The organism is Sphingomonas sp. SDUR79, from assembly GCF_056821745.1.
Genome location: NZ_JBPDIN010000001.1, coordinates 730,904 through 752,972, shown reverse-complemented (window position 1 = coordinate 752,972; position 22,069 = coordinate 730,904). Strand labels below are relative to the sequence as shown.

The 22,069-nt window shown below is 64.2% G+C and carries 26 protein-coding genes; 2 read left to right on the top strand and 24 right to left on the bottom strand.

The features are described from left to right. The first annotated feature begins 18 nt into the window (after positions 1–18). Positions 19–783 (top strand): hypothetical protein, encoded by a 765-nt coding sequence (locus ACRYLO_RS03620; protein WP_482658913.1) that lies wholly within the window; start codon positions 19–21, stop codon positions 781–783. Then, complete coding sequence (locus ACRYLO_RS03615) at positions 780–1,253, top strand: GNAT family N-acetyltransferase (RefSeq protein ID WP_482658912.1); 474 nt, start codon at positions 780–782, stop codon at positions 1,251–1,253. Before ACRYLO_RS03620 ends, ACRYLO_RS03615 begins: the two co-directional genes overlap by 4 nt. Here the strand turns inward: ACRYLO_RS03615 and ACRYLO_RS03610 are convergent. The 24 genes from ACRYLO_RS03610 to ndhC form a co-directional block, all read right to left on the bottom strand. Beyond that, positions 1,241–1,501, bottom strand: a complete 261-nt coding sequence (locus ACRYLO_RS03610) for a DUF1467 family protein (RefSeq protein ID WP_482658911.1) — start codon at positions 1,499–1,501, stop codon at positions 1,241–1,243. The genes ACRYLO_RS03615 and ACRYLO_RS03610 overlap by 13 nt on opposite strands. A gap of 9 nt (positions 1,502–1,510) precedes the next feature. After that, positions 1,511–3,151, bottom strand: a complete 1,641-nt coding sequence (locus ACRYLO_RS03605; protein WP_482658910.1) for a ribonuclease J — start codon at positions 3,149–3,151, stop codon at positions 1,511–1,513. Positions 3,152–3,286: 135 nt separating this feature from the next. After that, positions 3,287–4,057 (bottom strand): type III pantothenate kinase, encoded by a 771-nt coding sequence (locus ACRYLO_RS03600; RefSeq protein ID WP_482658909.1) that lies wholly within the window; start codon positions 4,055–4,057, stop codon positions 3,287–3,289. Between the two features lie 11 nt (positions 4,058–4,068). Next, a complete protein-coding gene (locus ACRYLO_RS03595; protein WP_482658908.1) occupies positions 4,069–4,782 on the bottom strand; it encodes a biotin--[acetyl-CoA-carboxylase] ligase in 714 nt (237 codons plus the stop codon). Continuing rightward, positions 4,779–6,233, bottom strand: coding sequence for an NADH-quinone oxidoreductase subunit NuoN (gene nuoN, locus ACRYLO_RS03590; RefSeq protein ID WP_482658907.1), 1,455 nt, complete (start codon positions 6,231–6,233; stop codon positions 4,779–4,781). The genes ACRYLO_RS03595 and nuoN overlap by 4 nt, the downstream gene beginning before the upstream one ends. Next, positions 6,233–7,780 (bottom strand): NADH-quinone oxidoreductase subunit M, encoded by a 1,548-nt coding sequence (locus tag ACRYLO_RS03585; RefSeq protein WP_482658906.1) that lies wholly within the window; start codon positions 7,778–7,780, stop codon positions 6,233–6,235. The genes nuoN and ACRYLO_RS03585 overlap by 1 nt, the downstream gene beginning before the upstream one ends. Next, positions 7,777–9,885 (bottom strand): NADH-quinone oxidoreductase subunit L, encoded by a 2,109-nt coding sequence (gene nuoL, locus ACRYLO_RS03580; protein ID WP_482658905.1) that lies wholly within the window; start codon positions 9,883–9,885, stop codon positions 7,777–7,779. The genes ACRYLO_RS03585 and nuoL overlap by 4 nt, the downstream gene beginning before the upstream one ends. Beyond that, positions 9,885–10,190 carry an NADH-quinone oxidoreductase subunit NuoK gene (nuoK, locus tag ACRYLO_RS03575; protein WP_066663206.1) on the bottom strand — a complete coding sequence of 102 codons (306 nt, stop codon included), beginning with the start codon at positions 10,188–10,190 and terminating at the stop codon, positions 9,885–9,887. The genes nuoL and nuoK overlap by 1 nt, the downstream gene beginning before the upstream one ends. Next, positions 10,187–10,813 (bottom strand): NADH-quinone oxidoreductase subunit J, encoded by a 627-nt coding sequence (locus ACRYLO_RS03570; RefSeq protein ID WP_482658904.1) that lies wholly within the window; start codon positions 10,811–10,813, stop codon positions 10,187–10,189. Before ACRYLO_RS03570 ends, nuoK begins: the two co-directional genes overlap by 4 nt. 141 nt (positions 10,814–10,954) lie before the next feature. Continuing rightward, the gene (gene nuoI, locus ACRYLO_RS03565; protein ID WP_482658903.1) at positions 10,955–11,440 is read right to left on the bottom strand and encodes an NADH-quinone oxidoreductase subunit NuoI; all 486 of its coding nucleotides are present in this window, start codon (positions 11,438–11,440) and stop codon (positions 10,955–10,957) included. Beyond that, positions 11,437–12,057, bottom strand: a complete 621-nt coding sequence (locus ACRYLO_RS03560; RefSeq protein WP_482658902.1) for a hypothetical protein — start codon at positions 12,055–12,057, stop codon at positions 11,437–11,439. The genes nuoI and ACRYLO_RS03560 overlap by 4 nt, the downstream gene beginning before the upstream one ends. 131 nt (positions 12,058–12,188) lie before the next feature. Then, complete coding sequence (gene nuoH / locus ACRYLO_RS03555) at positions 12,189–13,235, bottom strand: NADH-quinone oxidoreductase subunit NuoH (protein WP_482658901.1); 1,047 nt, start codon at positions 13,233–13,235, stop codon at positions 12,189–12,191. Further along, complete coding sequence (nuoG, locus tag ACRYLO_RS03550; RefSeq protein ID WP_482658900.1) at positions 13,232–15,238, bottom strand: NADH-quinone oxidoreductase subunit NuoG; 2,007 nt, start codon at positions 15,236–15,238, stop codon at positions 13,232–13,234. Before nuoG ends, nuoH begins: the two co-directional genes overlap by 4 nt. Then, positions 15,231–15,482 (bottom strand): hypothetical protein, encoded by a 252-nt coding sequence (locus ACRYLO_RS03545; protein WP_482658899.1) that lies wholly within the window; start codon positions 15,480–15,482, stop codon positions 15,231–15,233. Before ACRYLO_RS03545 ends, nuoG begins: the two co-directional genes overlap by 8 nt. Then, positions 15,479–16,783, bottom strand: coding sequence for an NADH-quinone oxidoreductase subunit NuoF (gene nuoF / locus ACRYLO_RS03540; protein ID WP_482658898.1), 1,305 nt, complete (start codon positions 16,781–16,783; stop codon positions 15,479–15,481). Before nuoF ends, ACRYLO_RS03545 begins: the two co-directional genes overlap by 4 nt. Before the next feature lies 1 nt (position 16,784). Continuing rightward, positions 16,785–16,955, bottom strand: coding sequence for a hypothetical protein (locus ACRYLO_RS03535; RefSeq protein ID WP_294017039.1), 171 nt, complete (start codon positions 16,953–16,955; stop codon positions 16,785–16,787). After that, positions 16,952–17,620 carry a complex I 24 kDa subunit family protein gene (locus ACRYLO_RS03530; RefSeq protein ID WP_482658897.1) on the bottom strand — a complete coding sequence of 223 codons (669 nt, stop codon included), beginning with the start codon at positions 17,618–17,620 and terminating at the stop codon, positions 16,952–16,954. Before ACRYLO_RS03530 ends, ACRYLO_RS03535 begins: the two co-directional genes overlap by 4 nt. Beyond that, positions 17,620–17,988: a nuclear transport factor 2 family protein gene (locus tag ACRYLO_RS03525; RefSeq protein WP_482658896.1), complete on the bottom strand. Its 369-nt coding sequence runs from the start codon at positions 17,986–17,988 to the stop codon at positions 17,620–17,622. Before ACRYLO_RS03525 ends, ACRYLO_RS03530 begins: the two co-directional genes overlap by 1 nt. Next, complete coding sequence (locus tag ACRYLO_RS03520; protein WP_482658895.1) at positions 17,981–18,295, bottom strand: hypothetical protein; 315 nt, start codon at positions 18,293–18,295, stop codon at positions 17,981–17,983. The genes ACRYLO_RS03525 and ACRYLO_RS03520 overlap by 8 nt, the downstream gene beginning before the upstream one ends. After that, a complete protein-coding gene (locus ACRYLO_RS03515; RefSeq protein ID WP_310040985.1) occupies positions 18,292–19,527 on the bottom strand; it encodes an NADH-quinone oxidoreductase subunit D in 1,236 nt (411 codons plus the stop codon). Before ACRYLO_RS03515 ends, ACRYLO_RS03520 begins: the two co-directional genes overlap by 4 nt. Before the next feature lie 100 nt (positions 19,528–19,627). Further along, complete coding sequence (locus ACRYLO_RS03510) at positions 19,628–20,551, bottom strand: NADH-quinone oxidoreductase subunit C (RefSeq protein ID WP_482658894.1); 924 nt, start codon at positions 20,549–20,551, stop codon at positions 19,628–19,630. Next, positions 20,551–21,063: a hypothetical protein gene (locus ACRYLO_RS03505; protein ID WP_482658893.1), complete on the bottom strand. Its 513-nt coding sequence runs from the start codon at positions 21,061–21,063 to the stop codon at positions 20,551–20,553. The genes ACRYLO_RS03510 and ACRYLO_RS03505 overlap by 1 nt, the downstream gene beginning before the upstream one ends. Positions 21,064–21,083: 20 nt before the next feature. Next, positions 21,084–21,605 (bottom strand): NuoB/complex I 20 kDa subunit family protein, encoded by a 522-nt coding sequence (locus ACRYLO_RS03500; RefSeq protein WP_482661663.1) that lies wholly within the window; start codon positions 21,603–21,605, stop codon positions 21,084–21,086. 47 nt (positions 21,606–21,652) lie between these two features. Beyond that, positions 21,653–22,027, bottom strand: a complete 375-nt coding sequence (gene ndhC / locus ACRYLO_RS03495; RefSeq protein ID WP_145849447.1) for an NADH-quinone oxidoreductase subunit A — start codon at positions 22,025–22,027, stop codon at positions 21,653–21,655. Positions 22,028–22,069: the final 42 nt, after the last annotated feature.

Here is a 22,069-nt window from a genome sequence, read left to right as displayed (position 1 = left end):
ACAATGGTGGGGGGAATGATGATTGCACTGGCCTTTACCGTAGCTGCGTTGGCGCAGACCGCGCTTCCCCCCAAGCTCGGCGAGCCCTGGGTCGGCGCTGACCGAAACCAGCGCGAAGCCTCGATCGGTTTGCAGATCGACCGTAGTGCCGAGCCTGATCCCGAACTGGTGCGCGGGCTGGAGGTCAACTGGAAGGACTTCCCCTATCAGAAGGGGCGGTTCCCGGTCGCGGTTGCCGACGCGGACGACCACAATGTCGCGGTGGGCATCATGCTCGACGTCGCGGCGACCGGCGTGCCGCAGTCCTGCCGCGTCGCCACGCCCAGCGGGAAGGCGGCGTTCGACGATCATGCCTGTCCGCACCTCATGCGCTATCTGCGCTTCTACCCGGCGTTGAACCGGTCGGGCGCACGGCTTGGCGGGACGCTGGCGATCCGCGTGCGTTACACCGCCGGGCGAGTCCGCATGGAGACCGCAGCGGGCGGCGTCGTCCCGGTGGCCGCGCGTCCGACGCCTAAGCCGCTGACGCCGATCAACGCCGCGACCGTCGGCTTCGGACCTGGCGATGGCCTGCCGCCAAGCGTTGGCGGCACCAGCGGGTCGCTGAAGGTCGAGGCGGATGGCAGCGTCAGCGGCTGTATGCTCGCCGCGCCGACCCAGGTCGACGCCTTCGACGTAAAGATGTGCGAGCGCCTGCGCGCGGTGAAGTTCGAACCCGCGCGGGAACCCGACGGGCGCGCCGTGGCCGCGCGCTACAGGTTTGGGATGAGCCGGCCGCGATGATCATCCGCACCGGCATGCTCGACGATCCGCAGGTGATCGCGCTGCTCGAACTGCACGCGCGTGAGATGTCGGATCATTCGCCGCCGGGGACGTGCCACTTCCTCGACCTGTCGGGGCTGAAAATTCCCGAAATCACCTTTCTGAGCGCATGGGATGGCGACACGCTGCTCGGCGTCGGCGCGGTCAAGGCGCTGGGCGACGGGACGGGTGAGGTGAAGTCGATGCGTACCGCCGCTGGCGCCACCGGACGCGGGACCGGGGCCACGATTCTGCGGCACATTATCGCGCTCGCGCAGGTGCGCGGCTATACCGCGCTCAAGCTGGAAACCGGCACCGGCCCGTTGTTCGACGCGGCGCATGCGCTCTACCGCCGCTATGGCTTTGCCCCCTGCCCGCCCTTTGCCGGCTATGTCGAAACCGACTTCAACCGCTTCTACGCGCTCGACCTGCCCGCGCCTCAGTTCCAGTAATCGAGCATGTCGGCGGTAATCCAGCCGTTGACATAGTTGAGGTAGAAGGCGGCGAACAGCGTGGTGCCGACGATCGTCGTCCACTTCGCGATCGGCCCGGCATGAAAGCGCTGTGGCGCGCTTTCGGCCTGACCCCGCACCAGCCTGTCGCCCGCCTCCACCCCGGTGCGCGCGAAGAAGGGCAGCACCAGGAACAGGGCGAGGAACCAGAACAGGAAGTAGATTGCGAGCGCGCTGAACCAGTTCATGGCGACGGTTTAAACCTCGATCAGCATCACGTCCATGACCGGCTTCTTGCCGGTATAGCGCACCGCGACGCGCCGGGCCGCCAGCCGGATCTGCTCGCGCAGCTTGTCGCGGTCGCCGCCCCGTGCCTCGCTCACCGCCTTTGCGGCGGCGTCGCTGGCATCGGCGATCAGCGCGTCGCGATCCTCTTCGGCCGGAACGCCCTGAATGGTCACTTCGGGCTGGCCGGCGAGCTTGCCATTGGCCTTGATCGCCACCGCGACCGACATCTGGCCGTATAGACCGAGCTTGCGCCGTTCGTTCATCGTGCTGCCATCGGCGGGCAGGATCACGTCGCCGTCGAGCACCAGCCGTCCGGCGGGCGCGTTGCCGACCTTTTTCGGCTTGCCCGGCGCCAGGCGGATGATCTCGCCATTATTCTGGACCACCGCATTGGGGATGCCATGCGCGCGACCAAAGCGGGCCTGCTCCGCGATATGGCGCATCTCGCCATGGACGGGGACGAGGATGTCGGGCCGGATCCAGTCGTACATCGCGGCCAGTTCAGGCCGGCCGGGATGGCCGGAGACGTGGACGAACGCCTGACGGTCAGTGATCATCTCGACCCCCTTCCCCGCCAGCACGTTCATGATCCGCCCGATCGCCATCTCGTTGCCGGGGATCTGCTTGGACGAGAACACGACAGTGTCGCCCGACTCCAGCTTCAGCTGATGCGTCTCGTCGGCGATGCGGGCGAGCGCGGCGCGCGGTTCGCCCTGTCCGCCGGTGGCGATGATCATCACCTTGTCACGCGGCAGCTTCATCGCGGTCTCGAAATCGACCGTCTCGGGGAAATCGCGCAGATAGCCGGTGGCCTTGGCGACCCGCAGGATGCGGTCGAGCGAGCGCCCCGCGACGCACATCGCGCGCCCGGTGTCCTTCGCAACCTCGCCCAGTGTCTGCAGACGTGCGGCGTTGGAGGCGAAGGTGGTGACGAGCACGCGACCCTTGATGCCCGCGACGACCTCGTCCAGCCCTTCACGGACCGCGGATTCGGAGCCCGAGGCTTCGGGGTTGAACACGTTGGTGGAGTCGCAGACGAGCGCGAGCACGCCCTCGTCACCCACTGCGGTCAGTTCCGCGGCGGTCGATGCGCCGCCCATCACCGGCGTGTCGTCGATCTTCCAGTCGCCGGTGTGGAACACGCGACCATAGGGCGTATCGATCAGCACCGCATTCCCCTCAGGGATCGAATGCGCGAGCGGGAGGTAGCGGATACCGAACGGGCCGATCTGGAACGGCTCTTCCTCGCGCACCACGTTCAGCTCGACGCGGTCGGCGATGCCCTCTTCGTCCAGCTTGCCGTGGATCAGGCCCGCAGTGAATGGCGTCGCATAGAGCGGCACGCCCAGCTCGCCCGCCAGATAGGGCAGCGCGCCGATATGATCCTCATGCCCATGGGTCAGCACGATGCCGAGCAGGTCGTCCAGCCGCTCCTCGATGAACTGCAAATCGGGCAGGATCAAATCGATGCCGGGATAGTCGGGCGTACCAAAGATCACGCCGCAATCGACCATGATCCACTTGCCCTGACAGCCATAGAGATTGACGTTCATGCCGATCTCGCCCGAGCCACCGAGCGCAAGGAAGAGGAGTTCTTTACCGGGGGTCACATGTTTCCAGTCTGATAAACGGCCATTTGCCCTGAGCCTGTCGAAGGGCTGTGCCGCGAACGTGATGGCGGGAACAGGCCTTCGACAGGCTCAGGCCAAACGGCGTTAGTGGGATATGCGCCGACGATCAAACGATCATGCCCGCGACCGCTCCCACAGCATCGCCAGCCCTTGAATCGTTAGGTCGGGTTCGATCACATCGAACACATCGGTCTGTTTCTCGAACAGCACCGCCAGGCCGCCGGTGGCGATCACCTTCACCGGTCGGCCGATCTCCGCCTTCATCCGTCCGACCAGCCCCTCGATCATCGCAATATAGCCCCAGTAGATGCCGATATGCATCTGATCGACCGTGTTGCGGCCGATGACGCTGGTGTTCGCGGGCGCCTCGATCGCGATGCGCGGTAGCTTGGCGGCGGCGGTGACCAGCGCATCGAGCGACAGGTTGATGCCGGGCGCGATGATCCCGCCCTTGTACGCGCCGGTGTAATCGGCGACGTCGAAGGTGGCGGCGGTGCCGAAATCAACGACGATCAGGTCGCCGGGGTGGTTTTCATGCGCGGCGATGATGTTGAGCGCGCGGTCGGCGCCGACGCTCTGCGGCTCCTCGACATCCAGCGCGATCGGCCAGCCGTCGCGCCCGGCGACGAGCGGGGTGCAGCCGAAATATTTCTGCGACAGCACCTCAAGATTGTGGAGCGCGCGCGGGACGACGGTGCCGATGATGACGCCAGTGACGACGCCACGCTCATAGCCCTCCAGCGCGAGCAGCTGGCTCAGCCACACGGCATATTCGTCGGCGGTGCGGCGCGGATCGGTGGCGATGCGCCAGCGCGCCTTGATCTCACGCCCCTGTACGAGCGCGAAAACGATGTTGGTGTTGCCGGCGTCGATCGCGAGCAGCATGAAATGGTCCTTCAGATCAGGAAGACGTCGCCGGCATGAATGACATGCCGCGATCCATCGGCCAAGCGCAGGATCAAAGCGCCGTCCGAGGTGAGGCCGTCGAACAGGCCTTGGTGGTTGGTGCCATCGGGCAAGCGCGCGGTGAGCGCGGTGCCCTTGGGATGCGCACGATCGAGCCAGCGTTGGCGGATCGGGTCGAGTCCCTCGCCGCGCCAACGCGCCAGCCAGCGGGCGAAGCTCTCGGCCAGAACATCGGCGAAGGTTGCGATGTCCACCGCAACGCCGTGCGCGGCGAGGCTGGTCGTGGGGCGATCGGGCAGATCCGGGTGGTGTGCCAGATTGACTCCGATGCCGATCACCACCGCGTCCCCGCCTCGCTCCAGCAGGATGCCGGAGAGCTTTGCGCCGTCGATCAATAGGTCATTGGGCCATTTCAGCACCGCGTCGCCCCGGCCTTCGCCGGAGCGACCAAATGCAGCTACAGCCTCTTCCAGCGCCACTGCCGCAACAAGCGCAAGCGTCGGCGCGGGCGGGTCGGTCGGGCGCAGACGGACGAGCGTGCTGCCGTAAAAATTACCGACCGGGGACGCCCACGCCCGGCCCTGTCGCCCCTTGCCCGCCGTCTGGCGCTCGGCGCGCAGCCAACTGCCCTCGGCGGCGCCCGCCGCAGCGAGCGCCAGCATGTCGGCGTTGGTCGAGCCCGTCTCCGCGACGGTACGGATCATGTCGTCCGGAACAGCACCTGTGCCGCCGCCATCGACCATGCGCCGAGCACCGGGATCAGCAGATAGCCCAGCGGCGAGACGAACACCGCCGCCGCCGCGATCAGCCCGCCCTCAAGCGCGCTGTCGCTCTTCGCATAGGCAGGGGCCGGTTCGTCGAAATACATCGTTTTGACGATCTTGAGGTAATAGAAGGCCCCGATCACCGAGGCCGCGATACCGATCGCTGCGAGCGGGAACAGCCCCGCCTTCACCGCCGGCTCGAACACCGCGAACTTGGCCCAGAAGCCGAACAGCGGCGGTATGCCGGCAAGGCTGAACATGAACATCGCGAGCGCCGCCGCGAGTGCCGGGCGCGTGCGCGACAGGCCCGACAGGCTCGCGATCGTCTCGACCGGCTGGCCATCGGCATCGCGCATCTGCAGCACGACGAGGAAGCTGCCCAGCGTCATCACCACATAGATGGTGAGATAGGTCAGCACGCCCGCCACGCCCTCGGCCGTGCCGGCGGCAAGGCCGATCAGCGCGAAGCCGACATTGTTGATCGACGAATAGGCGAGCAGACGCTTGATGTTGGTCTGCCCGATCGCCGCGACCGCGCCGAGCACGATCGATGCGAGGGCGGCGAAGATCACGATCTGGCGCCAGTCGCTGGTCACCGGGCCCATCGCCTCAATCGCAACGCGGACCGACAGCGCCATCGCCGCGACCTTGGGCGCGCTGGCGAAGAAGGTCGTCACCGGGGTCGGCGCGCCTTCGTACACGTCCGGGGTCCACATGTGGAACGGCACCGCCGACATCTTGAACGCGAGGCCAGCGAAGACAAAGACGAGGCCGAACAACAGGCCCATATTCTCGCCCGCCGCATAGGCCGACGCGATGTCGCCGAACACCGTGGTGCCGCTGAAGCCGTACACCAGGCTGATGCCGTAGAGCAGGATGCCGCTCGCGAGCGAGCCGAGGATGAAGTATTTCAGGCCCGCTTCGGCCGAGCGCACGTCGCGGCGCATGAAGCTGGCGAGGACGTAGGAGGCAAGGCTGTTGAGTTCGAGCCCGATATAGAGCGTCAACAGGTCGTTCGCCGACACCATCATCCCCATGCCCGCGGTCGCGAACAGGATCAGGATGGGATATTCGGGACGCAGATCTTCACCGCTGGTGCGCGCAAAGAAGCGCGGGGCGATGATGATCGAGATCGCCGCGGCGAAGAAGATCAACGCCTTGGCATAAGCCGAGAACAGGTCCGCGCGGTACAGGCCGTCGAAGGCGAGGCCGCCGGAGGAGGCGTTGCCGGTCAGCGCGATGCCGCCGCCGATCAGCACGGCGACCGAAACCCAGCTCACCGCGCGGGTCACCGCCTGGCCGCCCCATGCGGCGACCATCAGCAAAGCGAGCCCACCGACCGAGAGGACAATCTCGGGCAGGACCATCGAAAGTTGCAGGCCGTAGTCCATCAGTGTGCCGCTCCATGCTCGGCAGATTTATGCTCTGGCGCATGCGCGGCCTTGGCAGCAGCGGGATTGCCGGGGGTCGGCAGGCTGTCACCCGCCGGACGCGCGCGCTCGATCCGCGCGAGCAACGTTGCAACGTCGGCTCGCATCGGGGCGAGGAAGCTCTCCGGGTACACACCCATCCACAACACCGCCGCCGCGATCGGGGCGAGCAGCGCCATTTCGCGCTTGTTGAGGTCGGGCATCGCCTTGACGTCGTCCTTGGTCAGATCGCCAAACACGACGCGGCGGTAGAGGTAGAGCATATAGCCCGCGCCCAGGATGATGCCGGTGGTCGCGATCAGCGTCGCCAGCGTCGACACCTGGTACGTGCCCATCAGCGCCAGCAATTCGCCGACGAAGTTGCTCGTCCCCGGCAGGCCGACCGACGCCATCGTGAACAGCATGAACAGGATCGCATATTTCGGCATGTTGATCGCGAGGCCGCCATAACGGTCGATCTCACGGGTATGCAGACGGTCGTAGATCACGCCGACGCACAGGAACAGCGCGCCCGACACCAGGCCATGGCCCAGCATCACCATCATCGCGCCCTCGATCCCCTGACGGTTGAAGGTGAACAGGCCCAGCGTCACGATCGCCATATGCGCGACCGAGGAATAGGCGATCAGCTTCTTCATGTCGCTCTGCACCAGCGCGATCAGCGAGGTGACGACCACCGCGATGCACGACAGGCCGAACACCAGCCAGATCAGCTGCGCCGACGCCTCCGGGAACATCGGCAGGCTGAAGCGCAGGAAGCCATAGCCGCCAAGCTTCAGCAGCACGCCCGCCAGGATCACCGACCCGGCGGTCGGTGCCTGCACGTGCGCGTCGGGCAGCCAGGTGTGGACCGGCCACATCGGCATCTTGACCGCGAACGACGCGAAGAACGCCAGCCACAGCCAGGTCTGGACCCCGGCCGGGAAGTCGTACTCCATCAGCTCGGGGATCGACGTCGTGCCGGCGGTGATGCTCATATACATCATCGCGATCAGCATCAGCAGCGAGCCGAGCAGCGTGTAGAGGAAGAATTTGTACGACGCGTAGATGCGGTTCGCTCCGCCCCATATGCCGATGATCAGGAACATCGGGATCAGGCCGGCTTCGAAGAACATGTAGAAGAGGAAGATGTCCTGCGCCGCGAAGGTGCCGATCATCAGAACTTCGGTGATCAGGAACGCCGCCATATATTCCGGCACGCGCTTTTCGATCGCGGTCCAGCTGGCGCCGATGCAGATCGGCATCAGGAAGACGGACAGCATGATCAGCAGCAGCGCGAACCCGTCGATGCCCAGCGCCCAGGCGAAGCGGCCGAAAACCGGCGTATATTCGACGAACTGCCATTGCGGCCCGCCAATCTCGAAATTCGCCCACAGCACGCCGCCGAGCACCAGGTCGATCAGCGTCGCGATCAGCGCGATCCAGCGCGCATTGTTCGCGGTGGTGAACAGGCATGCGACCGCCGCGACCAGCGGCACGATCAGCATGATGGAGAGAATGCCGCTCATCGCGTGATCACCCAGGTAACGGCTGCGGTCAGGCCGATCAGCATGACGAACGCATAGCTATAGACATATCCGGACTGGAGGCGCCCGCTCCACACGCCCGCAAAGCGGACCAGGGCAGCGGAGCCGTTCGGGCCGAAGCGGTCGATCGTTCCCTCGTCGCCCTGCTTCCAGAACAAACGGCCGAACCAGAAGGAAGGCTTGACGAACAGCACATTGTACAGCTCGTCGAAATACCACTTGTTCAGCAGGAACTTGTAGAGAAGCGAGAAGGTCGCGGTAAAGCGCGCGGGGATCGTCGGCTTCCAGATGTACGCCACAAACGCCCCGAACAGGCCGAGCAACATCACGATGCTCGCCGACAGTTTCACCCACATCGGCACCAGATGCATCGCGTGCGCCAGATGCTCGTCGAACGCGACCGCGCCCTTCCAGAAGATCTCACCCGCCTCGGGCTGGATGAAGAACTTGTTGAACACGAAGCCGGCGAACACCGCACCGAGGCTCAGCACCAGCAGCGGGATCATCATCGGAAGCGGGCTTTCGTGCGGATGATATCCGCCGGTGCCGTCCGCCGTCTCATGCGCGCCATGCGCATGGGCATGCGGCTCGTGACCCGCATCTTCCTGCGCCGGCGGGTTCTCCGCATGCGCGACCGCGTGGCCGTGCGCATCGTCATGCGCATGATCATGGCCATGCGAGTCATGCAGCGCGTGCTGGATATGCTCCGACTGGGTCCAGCGCGGCTTTCCGAAGAAGGTGAGGAACATCAGGCGCCAGCTGTAGAAGCTGGTGAGGAGGGCGGCGAACACGCCGACCCAGAACGCTGCCTGACCGCCACCCCCGGCTGCGTACGCCGCCTCGAGGATCGCGTCCTTGGAGTGGAAGCCCGCGAACCCGGCATGGAACCAGTAGACACCGACGCCGGTGATCGCGAGCGTGCCCGCCATCATCGTCCAATAGGTGACCGGGATGTGCTTCCGCAGGCCGCCATAATAGCGCATGTCCTGCTCATGGTGCATCGCGTGGATCACCGAGCCGGCACCCAGGAACAGCAGCGCCTTGAAGAAGGCGTGGGTGAACAGGTGGAACATCGCCGCGCCATACATGCCGACGCCGGCGGCGAAAAACATGTAGCCGAGCTGCGAACAGGTTGAATAGGCGATGACGCGCTTGATGTCGGTCTGCGTCGTGCCGACCGTCGCGGCGAACAGGCACGTCGCGGCACCGATGAAGGTGACGAAGCCGAGTGCGATCGGCGCCTGTTCGAACAACGGCGACAGGCGGCAGACCATGAACACACCCGCGGTGACCATCGTCGCCGCGTGGATCAGCGCCGACACCGGGGTCGGGCCCTCCATCGCGTCGGGCAACCAGGTGTGCAGGCCAAGCTGCGCCGACTTGCCCATCGCACCGACGAACAGCAGCAGGCAGAGCACGGTCAACGTGTCGACGCGATAGCCCAGGAACCCGATCGTGCTGCCGGCCATGCCGGGCGCAGCTTCAAGGATTTCGGGGATCGAGATCGTGCCGAACACCAGGAACACGCCGAAAATGCCCAGCATGAAGCCAAGGTCGCCGACGCGGTTGACCACGAACGCCTTGATCGCCGCGGCATTGGCCGACGGCTTCTTGAACCAGAAACCGATCAGCAGGTAGCTCGCGAGGCCCACGCCTTCCCAGCCGAAGAACATCTGCAGCAGGTTGTCCGCAGTCACCAGCATCAGCATGGCGAAGGTGAACAGCGAAAGGTACGCGAAGAAGCGCGGCTGATCCGGGTCCTCTTCCATGTACGACCAGCTGTAGAGGTGGACCAGCGCCGAAACGCTCGTCACCACCACCAGCATCACCGCGGTCAGGCTGTCGACGCGCAGCGCCCAGTCGACCATCAGGTCGCCCGAGTTCATCCAGGTAAGCACCTTGATGACCTGCGGCTCGGCCGTGCCGTTAAGGAACGGGATGAAGGTCATCCAGCTGAGGATCGCCGCGACGAACAGGCCGCCGGTCGTGACGATCTTCGGGAATGCCGTGCCGAACGCGCGGTTACTGAAACCCGCGACGATCGCTGCCAGCAGCGGCAGGAATACGATGAAATGGATCGAAGACATCAGCCCTTCATCCGATTGACGTCGTCGACCGAGATCGTGCCGCGGCCGCGGAAATAGATGACAAGGATGGCAAGGCCGATCGCGGCCTCACCCGCCGCAACGGTCAGCACGAACATCGCGAACACCTGACCCACCAGATCGCCGAGGTACGACGAGAAGGCGACGAGGTTGAGGTTCACGCTCAGCAGGATCAGCTCGATCGCCATCAGAATGACGATGAGGTTCTTGCGGTTCATGAAGATGCCGAGCACGCCCATGGTGAACAGGATCGCGCTGACGACGAGGTAATGCGTGAGGCCGATCACAGCTCCACCCCCTGCCCGACGGGCTGATTGACGTTGCGGATGGCGTCCTTCTGACGCCGGTTGATCTGGCGCCAGACATTCTGCTTCATCACCCCGCCGCGCTGGCGATGGGTCAGCACGATCGCGCCGACCATGGCGACGAGCAGGATGAAGCCGGCGGCCTCGAACAGATAGAGATAGCGGCTGTAGAGCAGCATGCCGATCGCCTGGACGTTCGACACCTGGCCCAGCGCGGTATCGGCGTCGATCGGCGCGACGCGCTTGGCGAGGTCGATCTTGCCCGCGGTCCACGCCATCGTGCCGATCACGATCTCCGCCGCCAGCGCCACCGCGATGGCGAGGCCGAACACGGCGTAGCGCACGAACCCGGCGCGCAGTTCGGCAAAGTCGATGTCGAGCATCATCACGACGAACAGGAACAGCACCGCGACCGCGCCGACATAGACGATGACCAACAGCATCGCGATGAACTCCGCCCCCGCCAGCACCATCAGGCCGGCGGCGTTGAAGAAGGCGAGGATCAGCCACAGCACCGAATGAACGGGATTGCGCGCGGTAATCGTCATCGCGGCGGAGAGGATCACCACCCCGGCGAAGAGATAGAAGGCGATTGCCTGGATCATTTTACTACCGTCACCCCCGCGAAAGCGGGGGCCCATCTCCCGCACCGTCCAGCTGCCGGCACGTGCCGGAGATGGGTCCCCGCTTTCGCGGGGATGACGGGCTTAGGTTGAATCATCGTCTGTCCCACTGTTGCCGCGCGCTTACCGATACGGTGCATCGGCGGCAAGGTTCGCGGCGATTGCGCGTTCCCAGCGGTCGCCGTTCGCGAGCAGCTTGTCCTTGTGATAGATCAGCTCCTCACGGGTTTCGGTCGCGAATTCGAAGTTCGGCCCCTCGACGATGGCGTCCACCGGGCATGCCTCCTGACACAGGCCGCAATAGATGCACTTGGTCATGTCGATGTCGTAGCGCGTGGTGCGGCGGCTGCCATCGTCACGCGGTTCGGCCTCGATCGTGATCGCCAGCGCCGGGCAGATCGCCTCGCACAGCTTGCACGCGATGCAGCGCTCTTCGCCGTTCGGATAACGGCGCAGCGCATGCTCGCCGCGGAAGCGGGGCGAGATCGGGTTCTTCTCGTACGGATAGTTGATCGTCGCCTTGGGCTTGAAGAAATACTTCAGCGTGAGGGCATGCGCCTTCACGAACTCCCACAGGGTGAACGAACGGACGAGTTGGGCGACGCTCATGATTCCACTTTCGCAATCTTGAAGCCGCAGACCATATACCTGCTCGGAACAAACTTAGGATTGGCACGGCTGGTTAGTCTAAGTGCGACCGCCACTTCCCCGGAAGCCGAGTCGAATGTAGCGGTTTCACGATCACCCTTAATCCCAACAAACGACATATGGCGCGACACAGTGCCCTCATATGGTCCAGGAAGTTGAATGTGACCGCGTTCTAGCGCCAATTTTCCAAATCCGTCCTCTTGATAAGAAACCACGCCCATTGACTCGGCATCTTTAGATTCGACGATTTGATACATAGATTTGACGATCTGATCTCCAACTATCGAAAAGCAATGGCCAGGCCATTTTGTTCGATCAAGCAAATCAGCGACGCTCAAGTTAACTGAAGGCATCTTTTGGAAACCGCAATGGCCAAACGCGAGGATCATCGGCGTAGCTCGATCGCCGCGCGTTCCGGAAAGAATAGTCGAGACTGCGCCTCGCTCATCCTTGGCCTTCTCAATCTCCAATCTGAATTTCACGCCGTCCTGAGTGAATCTATAATCGGAAGCCACCTCGCTATCGGCGTAGGCGGAAGGGACTCCCTTTCCCTCACCACCGATGTGCACAGTCGTCACATCGCCTCGGCGAACCTCGAGTCCGAACTGAGTTCCAGTCGGCGTTACCAACGAACAGCTCGTCATTATAGGAGCGGAGCTTGTCTGCGCTGCTGAAGCCAAAGAGGCCGCAAACAAAGTTGCAATCACACTCACAGCCCCACCCGCTGGATCATCAGCCAGCCCGACACCGCGAACACGAAGAATAGCGAGAGCGGCAGGAATATCTTCCAGCCCAGACGCATCAGCTGGTCATAGCGGTAGCGCGGGACGGTCGCCTTGATCCACGAGAAGATAAAGAAGAAGACGAGGATCTTGATGAACAGCCAGATGATGCCCGGCACCGCATAGAGGATCGGAATGTCCAGCGGCGGCAGATAGCCACCCCAGAACAGCACCGCGTTGAGCGTGCACATCAGGATGACGTTGGCGTACTCGCCCAGCCAGTAGAGTGCGAAGGCCATCGACGAATATTCGGTCTGATAGCCCGCGACCAGCTCGCTCTCCGCCTCGGTCAGGTCGAACGGCGCGCGCGCGGTTTCGGCGAGCGCGGAGATCAGGAACACCACCGCCATCGGGAACAGCAGCGGGTTGAAGCCGAAGCCGTTGAAGATGCCGAGCACGTGCCCCTGCTGCGCATTGACGATGCCCGACAGGTTGAACGTCCCCGCCCACAGCACCACCGCGATCAGCACGAAACCGATCGAGACTTCATAGCTGACCATCTGCGCCGCGGCGCGGATTGCCGAGTAGAACGGATATTTCGAGTTCGACGCCCAGCCGGCGAGGATCACGCCATACACGCCCAGCGACGACGCCGCGAGGATGTAGAGCAGGCCGACATTGATGTTCGACAGCACCACGCCCGCCTGGAACGGAATCACCGCCCACACGATCAGCGCGACGGTGAAGGTGATGATCGGCGCGAGCAGGAACAACCCCTTGTTCGCGCTCGACGGGATGATGGTTTCCTGAAGGAAGACCTTGAGGCCGTCCGCGAACGACTGGAGCAGGCCGAGCGGACCGACGACGTTGGGGCCACGGCGCAGCGCCATCGCCGCCCAGATCTTGCGATCGGCATAGATGATCATCGCCACCGCCAGCATCAGCGGCAGCGCGATCAGCAGGATACCCGCGATCGTCGCGACGAACCACGCCCATTCGAAGGACATGCCGAGGGATTGGAAGAAAGCGGTCACTCTGCGGCCTCCGCGAAATCCTGGCCGTGGATCAATTCGGCCGAGCAGCGCTGCATCGTCGGCGATGCGCGGCAGATGGCGTTGGTGAGGTAGAAGTCGGCGATCGGGTAAGCGACCTCGCCTTCCCCGTTGGCGTCGAGCGCGGGCGGGTTCCAGTCGAAGCTGGCCAGCCCTTCGCTGCCCAGCGCCGGCACTTCGGCGGCCATCGCCGCGCGCAGTTCGCCAAAGCTGTCGAACGGCAGCGTCTTGCCCATCACTTCGGACAGTGCGCGCAGGATCGTCCAGTCCTCACGCGCGTCGCCGGGGGCCGAAACCGCCTTCTCGCTGCGCTGGACCCGGCCTTCCAGATTGACATAGGTGCCATGCTTTTCGGCATAGCTCGCGCCCGGCAGGATCACGTCCGCCGCATGCGCGCCCTTGTCGCCATGATGGCCGATATAGACGTTGAAGCTGTTGGCGAAGGCCGAGAAATCAACCTCGTCCGCGCCGAGAAAGAAGGTCAGCTTGGGCTCCGCCGCGACGATGTCGGCAATGCCGCCCTGCGACGCGAAGCCGAGCATCAGGCCGCCCATGCGGCTCGCCGCCATGTGCAGCACGTTGAAGCCGTTCCAGCCCTCACGCACCAGATCGAGCTTCTTGGCCAGCGCCAGCGCCGCGCCATGCCCGTTCTTGAGCGCCGCGCCGCCGACGATCACCATCGGGCGCGCGGCATCCTTGAACGCATCCGCCGCCGCCTGCGGCAGCTTGCCGAGCAGGCCGAGGTCGTTGCCGAGCCACGTCGTCTTGTAGGTGAGGTCGGTTTCCGGCCCGATCGCGAACACCTTTGCACCGCGCTTGATCGCCTTGCGCACGCGGGTGTTCACCAGCGGCGCTTCCCAGCGCAGGTTCGTGCCGACCAGCAGGATCACGTCTGCCGTCTCGACGCCCGCGATGGTGGTGTTGAAATTCACCGCCGACAGCGACGAGGTGTCATAGGCCATGCCGGTCTGACGCCCTTCGAGCAGGGTCGAGCCGAACGACTGGACCAGCTTCTTGGCGGCGAAGATCGTCTCGCAATCGAGCAGGTCGCCATGGATCGCGGCAACCTTGTCCCCCGCGCCCTTCGCCGCGACGGCGATGGCGGCGAACGCCTCGTCCCAGGTCGATTCGACCAGTCTGCCGTCCTTGCGGACATAGGGCTTGTCGAGCCGGCGGAAGCTGAGGCCGTCGACATGGTGGCGCGTCTTGTCGTGCGCCCATTCCTCGTTCACGTCTTCGTTGATGCGCGGCAGCACGCGCAGCACGCCGCGCCCGCGGCTGTCGATGCGGATATTGGTGCCGACCGCGTCCATCACGTCGATCGCCAGCGTCTTCTTGAGTTCCCACGGGCGCGCTTCGAACGCATAGGGCTTCGACGTCAGTGCGCCAACCGGGCACAGATCGACGACATTGCCCGACAGTTCGGACGTCACCGCCTGTTCGAGGTAGCTGGTGATCTGCATGTTCTCGCCGCGATACAGCGCGCCGATTTCTTCCACGCCCGCAACCTCTTCGGCAAAGCGGACGCAGCGGGTGCACTGGATGCAGCGGGTCATCACCGTCTTGACGATGGGACCCATATATTTCTCGGTCACCGCGCGTTTGTTTTCGGTGTAGCGCGAATGGCCGCGACCATAGGCGACCGACTGGTCCTGCAAGTCGCACTCGCCGCCCTGATCGCAGATCGGGCAATCGAGCGGATGGTTGATCAGCAGGAACTCCATCACGCCTTCGCGCGCGGCCTTGACCATCGCGCTGTCGGTGCGGACGTCCTGATTGTCGGCGGCGGGCAGCGCGCACGACGCCTGCGGCTTGGGCGGCCCGGGCTTCACCTCGACCAGGCACATGCGGCAATTGCCGGCGATACTCAGCCGCTCATGGTAGCAGAAACGCGGAATTTCCTTGCCCGCAGCCTCGCACGCCTGGAGCACGGTGGCACCGGCGGGGACTTCGACTTCGATTCCATCTACGGTAAGCTTAGGCATCTTTGCCCCTTTGCTGCAGAAGCAGCCAGCGGATGTCCGCCAGATACTGAACCCCGACGCCCACCGCAGCGATGATCGCCACGAGCGAAGCTTCGCGGACCAATTGCTGCAACTGGTATCCAAGGCTGAAATGGTCGGTGTAATTGTACCGATTCCACATGTCGGCGAGGATGGTCAGCGCGACCAGCCCCGCCGCCACGTAAATGACCAGCGCGAACTTCGACCGGGGAGGCTGCACGTTCACTCCGCGGCCTCCTGCATCGGACTCAGCCCGCCGCCCTGCTTCTCAAGGATGCGCCGCTCCATCTCGGGCCGGAAATGCTTGATCAGGCCCTGGATCGGCCATGCCGCCGCGTCGCCGAGCGCACAGATGGTGTGGCCTTCGACCTGCTTGGTGACGTTGAACAGCGTATCGATCTCGCTGATGTCAGCATCGCCGGTGCGCATCCGCTCCATCACGCGCCACATCCAGCCGGTGCCCTCACGGCACGGGGTGCACTGGCCACAGCTCTCATGCTTGTAGAAGTACGAAATGCGGCTGATCGCGGCGACGATGTCGGTGGACTTGTCCATCACGATCACCGCAGCGGTGCCAAGGCCGGAACCGAGCGCGCGCAGGCCGTCAAAGTCCATCGGCGCGTCCATGATCTCCGCCGCCGGAACCAGCGGCACCGACGACCCGCCGGGGATCACCGCGAGCAGATTGTCCCAGCCACCGCGAATACCGCCGCAATGCTTTTCGATCAGCTCGCGGAACGGAATCGACATGCTTTCCTCGACCACGCACGGCTTTTCGACGTGACCGCTGATCTGGAACAGCTTGGTGCCCTTGTTGTTCTCCCGGCCGAAGCTCGCGAACCATTCGGGCGAGCGGCGCAGGATCGTGGGCGCGACCGCGATCGATTCGACATTGTTGACCGTGGTCGGGCAGCCATAGAGGCCCGCACCCGCCGGGAAGGGCGGCTTGAGGCGCGGCTGGCCCTTCTTGCCCTCCAGGCTCTCGATCATCGCGGTCTCTTCGCCGCAGATGTAGGCGCCCGCGCCGCGATGGCAGAAGACGTCGAAATCATAGCCCGACCCGCAGGCATTCTTGCCCAGCAGGCCCTTGGCGTAGGCTTCCTCGATCGCCTTGAACAGCGTCTCGGCCTCGCGGATATATTCGCCGCGGATGTAGATATAGGCCGCACGCGCGCGCATCGCGAAGCCGGCGACCAGCGCGCCTTCGAGCAGCAAATGCGGGTCGTGGCGGATGATCTCACGGTCCTTGCACGAACCCGGTTCGGATTCGTCGGCATTGATGACCAGGAAGCTCGGCCGTTCGGGCGTCGGGTTCTTGGGCATGAACGACCATTTCATGCCGGTCGGGAACCCCGCCCCGCCGCGCCCGCGCAGGCCCGACGCCTTGATCTTTTCGATGATCGTGTCGGGGCCGAGTTCGAGCAGCGCCTTGGTATTGTCCCACGCGCCGCGCTTCATCGCAGCGTCGAGGTTCCACGGCTGATAGCCGTAGAGATTGGTGAAAATCCGGTCCTTGTCCGCGAGCATGTTAACGCGGCCCCCCGATACGCTTGTTGTCCTTGACCACGAGGTAGATCGCGACACCCGCGCCGATGACGAGCAGCGGCACGAACAGTTTCGCGGCCAGTTTCAGCGCCCAGATCGCGACGACGATGCCACCGATGATGGCGAGGATCGTGAAGATCGTGTTCTTGCTCACCATTCGCTCCTGTAGTCGTGGTTGTCGGACACCATCGCGGTCAGGCTGGTCGGGCCACCGAGCGGCTCGACGGTGTGGCGGCCGGGTTCCTGCGTCCCCGCCTTGGGGCTCTTGCCCTGCGCCAGTGCGTCGAGGATCGCGACGGTGCGGTCGTAGTCCAGATCCTCGAAATTATCGTCGTTGATCTGGACCATCGGCGCCGACGCGCAATTGCCCATGCACTCGACCTCGGTCAGCGTGAACAGGCCGTCGGGCGTGGTCTTGCCCTTGGCCATGCCGCGGTTCTTGCACGCGGCGAAGACCTCGTCCGATCCGCGCAGCCAGCACGGCGTCGTGCCGCACACCTGCACATGATATTTGCCGACCGGGTGCAGGTTGAACATCGTGTAGAAGGTCGCGACCTCCAGCACGCGGATCACCGCCATGTCGAGCTCGCGCGCGACGAATTCGATCACCGGGATCGGCAGCCACCCCTGCGTATCCGTCTCCGCCCCGACCTGACGTTGCGCCAGGTCGAGATAGGGGATGGTGCAGCTCATCTGCCGCCCCTCGGGATAGCGCGCACGGATGGTCGCGGCCTTGGCGGCGTTCTCCGCCGTCCAGGCGAAATTGCCCCAGCGTGCGCGGAGTTCCGGCGTGTCTTCGATTGCGTTTGCGTCGGCCATTAGCGGATGAACTCCACGCGGCTCACTCGGTCGCCGCTGAAGGTGTAGATGGACATGACCTCGAACTGCTCGCCATCGGGCGCGCGCGAGACCGTTTCGTGGAGCAGCACCGTCTCCCCCAGCTCATAGCTGGCGAGGATGTCGGCGCGGTTGTGCGGGAACTGGGCGAACATCGCCTTCAGCCCCGCGCGGACGCCTTCCTTGCCCTCACGCAGCACCGCGCCGCGATAGCCCGCTTCACAGGCATCGTCGGTCATCAGCGCGACATAGGCGTCGGCATCCTGCGCGTTGTAATGCGCGATCATTGCGTGGGCGGTGGCGATGCGGGTGCTCACGGGCGCGTCCTGGAAGGCGAGAGCATCAGCCATGACGTGCACTGCCAATCAGTGGCGTCACCAACCAAGCCGCAGTCCAGAATGCGGCACTCAGAAGCGCCGTGAAGCACAGAAACAGCATCATGGCGAAGCCATCCATCAGGCCGCCTTCTCCACCAAGCATGGCGTAGCCAGACAGTGTGAAGGCGATCCAAGCCAGGTAGGATACGAACATCGCTGCAATCTTGGCAGACCAGTGCTCGACCCCGAGCAAATTGACGGCAAGGGCGGCGGTTACGAGCACGGCGAAGCCCTGCGCGGCGAAGAAAAGGAACATGAAGGCGAAGGTGACAATGCTCACCGGTCACACTCCCCGAACACGATATCCATCGCGCCCAGAATCGCGGTGATGTCCGCCAGCATGTGCCCGCGCGACATGAAGTCCATCGCCTGCAAATGGCTGAATGCGGTCGGGCGGATCTTGCAGCGATAGGGTTTGTTCGACCCGTCGCTGACCATGTAGATGCCGAATTCGCCCTTGGGGCTTTCGGTCGCGACGTACACTTCGCCCGCCGGAACGTGGAAGCCCTCGGTATACAGCTTGAAGTGATGAATCAGCGCTTCCATCGACTGCTTCATCTCGGCGCGCTTGGGCGGCACCACCTTGCGGTCGAGCGACGCGATCGGGCCCGACGGCATTTCGTTCAGGCACTGCTTCATGATGCGCGCGGACTGATAGACTTCCTCGACGCGGACCATGAAGCGGTCATAGCAGTCGCCACGCGTGCCGACCGGGATCTCGAAATCCATGCGGTCATAGACGTCATAGGGCTGCGACTTGCGCAGGTCCCACGGGATGCCGGCGGCGCGGATCATCGGGCCGGAAAAGCCCCATTTCACCGCGTCGTCGCGGTTGACGATCGCGATGTCGACATTGCGCTGCTTGAAGATGCGGTTTTCCGCGACAAGGCTGATCGCGTCGCCGAACAGCTGCGGCAGGCGCGTGTCCAGCCAGTCGCCGATATCGGTTAGCAACTTGAGCGGTACGTCCTGATGCACGCCGCCGGGGCGCAGGTAATTGTGGTGCATGCGCGCGCCGGACATGCGCTCAAAGAAGTTGAGGCAATCCTCGCGCAGCTCGAACATCCACAGGTTCGGCGTCATCGCGCCGACGTCCATGACGTGCGCGCCGAGGTTGAGCATGTGGTTACAGATGCGCGTCAGCTCGGCGAAGAACACGCGGAGATATTGCGCGCGCACCGGCACTTCGAGGTCGAGCAGCTTTTCGACCGCGAGGACGAAGCTGTGCTCCATCGCCAGCGGCGAGCAGTAATCAAGGCGATCCATGTACGGGAGCGCCTGGGTGTAGGTCTTGTACTCGATCAGCTTTTCGGTGCCGCGATGCAGGAGACCCACATGCGGGTCGATCCGCTCGATAATCTCGCCGTCCAGCTCGGTGACGAGGCGCAACACGCCATGCGCCGCCGGGTGCTGCGGCCCGAAGTTGATCGTGTAGTTGGCGATTGCGGTATCGCCCACGCTGGGGTCAGCGGCGTCGGTGCGACCGGCGATTTCGTCGAGATACTCGGACATTACACCGAACCTCCGTTCGGGCTGAGCTTGTCGAAGCCCAGTCCCAAAGCGTCAGAGAGGCCCTTCGACAGGCTCAGGGCAAACGGACGGAGGGGCATCATCATTCCTCCCCCTTCTTCGCGCGCGGCTTGGCCGGCTTGCGGGGCTTTTTCACAGCATCGGGGTCGGCGGGCGCAGGGCCGGCGTCGGGCGAGGCCTTGCCGATGCCGGTATCCTCGGGGCCATCGCTCGTCTTGGGCGTGCGACCACGCGCCTTGACCGGCTTCACCGAGTCATCGGCTTCCTTGACCTGCTCGGCGCTCGCCGGGGTCGGCGCGCCCTTTGCCTCCGGAGCGGCGGCAGGCTTGTCCTCGACCTTGGCGGCCGGTGCCGCAGCAGGTGCGGGAGCCGAGGCCGGAGCCGGCGCGGCCGGTGCCTTCTCGTCGCCGGGCAGCACGTACTGCGCGCCTTCCCACGGGCTCATGAAGTCGAAATTGCGGAAGTCCTGCGCCAGCTGCACCGGCTCATAGACCACGCGCTTGTCGGCCTCCGAATAGCGCAGCTCGACGAAGCCCGAGAGCGGGAAGTCCTTGCGCTGCGGATGCCCGCGAAAGCCATAGTCGGTGAGGATGCGGCGGAGGTCGTTATTGCCTTCAAACAGCACGCCGTACATGTCGTACACTTCGCGCTCGAGCCAGCCGGCGACCGGCCAGATCGACGTCACCGACGGCACAGACTGAACCTCATCCGTCGTCACGCGGACGCGGATGCGGTGGTTGCGGGTGTAGCTGAGCAGCATGTAGCAGACGTCGAACCGCTCGGCCCGCTCGGGATAATCGACCCCGGCGATTTCCATCAGCGCCTGATACTGCAAGGCCGCGCCATCGCGCAGCGCGATCATCGCCTCAGGCAGGCGCGCACGATCGACGGTCAGATTGACCTCGCCGACCAGATCACTCGCCTCGATCAACATATCGCCGAGCGCAGCCTGCGCCGCCGCGATCACGCCGTCATTGGCGGCATATTTGGGAGCCGGGGCACGCATCAGTTCTTCACCTCGATCGACCCATAGAAGCGATCGATGGCCGCCCCCATATCCGCAATCTCACCTGCGCCGGGCATGGAACCGGCGACGACCGTAACGATCTTCTTTGGCCCGACCTCGATGAAACCGGTCTGGGCAATGGTGCCGCCCCGAACAGCCCGGTTAATCATCGCGCGCCGACCGGCGATCACGGTCTGGCTGGGCTTGCCCTGCGCAGGTGCCCGCTTGCCAAGCATCTCGACGAGATGGTCAAATGCCGAAACGCCGGCAGGGGCGTCATTCACGTCGATCACACCCGCCATGAACGCGCGCCCGCCGGCTCGGCACAGAATCCGCGATTCCGGCACATAGTTGCGGATCGGCAATTCGGCATTGGGGATGGCGCGCCCGGCATGAATCTCCCCTGCGGTGCACGGGGTTTCGGCCGATAGCGTACCGTCAGGCGACACCGTCCGCGACCACACAAGCGCGTCACTCGACACTGCAGCCAGCGCCAGTCCCACCGCACCCATCGCGATTGCTCCCGATGCGATCACCGCGTCACCGTCCCGATCCGGCGGATCTTACGCTGAAGCTGCATCACGCCGTACAGTAACGCCTCGGCGGTCGGCGGGCAGCCGGGGACATAGATGTCGACCGGCACGATCCGGTCGCAGCCACGCACGACGCTGTAGCTATAATGGTAATAGCCGCCGCCATTGGCGCAGCTGCCCATCGAAATGACGTATTTCGGCTCCGACATCTGGTCGTACACGCGGCGCAGCGCCGGGGCCATCTTGTTGCACAGCGTGCCCGCGACGATCATCACGTCCGACTGGCGCGGCGATGCACGCGGAGCGGCGCCGAACCGCTCCATGTCATAGCGCGGCATGTTGACGTGGATCATCTCCACCGCGCAGCACGCGAGGCCAAAGGTCATCCACCAAAGCGAGCCGGTGCGCGCCCAGGTGAACAGATCCTCGGTCGAGGTAACGAGGAAACCCTTGTCGTTCAGCTCGCCATTGAGGTCGTTGAAGAACGACTGATCGGGCTGCACCACCGCGCCGCCGGTCATCGGCTGGCCCTGGGCATTCAGGATCGGAGAGGTCGTATTCATCTGGCTCATTCCCAATCCAGCGCGCCGACCTTCCACGCATAAGCGAGGCCAAGGCCGAGTTCGGCAATGAAGATCATCATGCTGATCCACGCGGCCCAGCCCAGGTCGAATACGGTGACCGCCCAGGGGAACAGGAACGCCGCTTCAAGATCGAAGATGATGAAGAGGATCGCGACGAGGTAGAAGCGCACGTCGAACTGGCTGCGCGAATCCTCGAACGCGGGGAAGCCGCATTCATATTCGGTAAGCTTCTCAGGCGTCGGCTGATGCGCGCCGGTGAAGCGAGCCGCGATCATGGGCAGGAAGACAAAGGCACTCGAAAGCACCAGCGCCACCCCCAGGAACAGCAGGATCGGCAGATATTCGATAAGGTCGACCAAGACGGCCCTCGCAATTGCGGAATCTTCGGGTCGCTTTAGGCC

Bases quoted from the DNA above. Each gene is read 5' to 3' on its own strand.
- ACRYLO_RS03620 (WP_482658913.1), top strand. From the start codon at position 19: ATGATTGCACTGGCCTTTACCGTAGCTGCGTTGGCGCAGACCGCGCTT.
- ACRYLO_RS03615 (WP_482658912.1), top strand. From the start codon at position 780: ATGATCATCCGCACCGGCATGCTCGACGATCCGCAGGTGATCGCGCTG.
- ACRYLO_RS03610 (WP_482658911.1), bottom strand. From the start codon at position 1,501: ATGAACTGGTTCAGCGCGCTCGCAATCTACTTCCTGTTCTGGTTCCTC.
- ACRYLO_RS03600 (WP_482658909.1), bottom strand. From the start codon at position 4,057: ATGCTGCTCGCGATCGACGCCGGCAACACCAACATCGTTTTCGCGCTC.
- ACRYLO_RS03595 (WP_482658908.1), bottom strand. From the start codon at position 4,782: ATGATCCGTACCGTCGCGGAGACGGGCTCGACCAACGCCGACATGCTG.
- nuoN (WP_482658907.1), bottom strand. From the start codon at position 6,233: ATGGACTACGGCCTGCAACTTTCGATGGTCCTGCCCGAGATTGTCCTC.
- ACRYLO_RS03585 (WP_482658906.1), bottom strand. From the start codon at position 7,780: ATGAGCGGCATTCTCTCCATCATGCTGATCGTGCCGCTGGTCGCGGCG.
- nuoL (WP_482658905.1), bottom strand. From the start codon at position 9,885: ATGTCTTCGATCCATTTCATCGTATTCCTGCCGCTGCTGGCAGCGATC.
- ACRYLO_RS03570 (WP_482658904.1), bottom strand. From the start codon at position 10,813: ATGATCCAGGCAATCGCCTTCTATCTCTTCGCCGGGGTGGTGATCCTC.
- nuoI (WP_482658903.1), bottom strand. From the start codon at position 11,440: ATGAGCGTCGCCCAACTCGTCCGTTCGTTCACCCTGTGGGAGTTCGTG.
- nuoG (WP_482658900.1), bottom strand. From the start codon at position 15,238: ATGCCTAAGCTTACCGTAGATGGAATCGAAGTCGAAGTCCCCGCCGGT.
- nuoF (WP_482658898.1), bottom strand. From the start codon at position 16,783: ATGCTCGCGGACAAGGACCGGATTTTCACCAATCTCTACGGCTATCAG.
- ACRYLO_RS03530 (WP_482658897.1), bottom strand. From the start codon at position 17,620: ATGGCCGACGCAAACGCAATCGAAGACACGCCGGAACTCCGCGCACGC.
- ACRYLO_RS03525 (WP_482658896.1), bottom strand. From the start codon at position 17,988: ATGGCTGATGCTCTCGCCTTCCAGGACGCGCCCGTGAGCACCCGCATC.
- ACRYLO_RS03515 (WP_310040985.1), bottom strand. From the start codon at position 19,527: ATGTCCGAGTATCTCGACGAAATCGCCGGTCGCACCGACGCCGCTGAC.
- ACRYLO_RS03510 (WP_482658894.1), bottom strand. From the start codon at position 20,551: ATGCGTGCCCCGGCTCCCAAATATGCCGCCAATGACGGCGTGATCGCG.
- ACRYLO_RS03505 (WP_482658893.1), bottom strand. From the start codon at position 21,063: ATGGGTGCGGTGGGACTGGCGCTGGCTGCAGTGTCGAGTGACGCGCTT.
- ACRYLO_RS03500 (WP_482661663.1), bottom strand. From the start codon at position 21,605: ATGACCGGCGGCGCGGTGGTGCAGCCCGATCAGTCGTTCTTCAACGAC.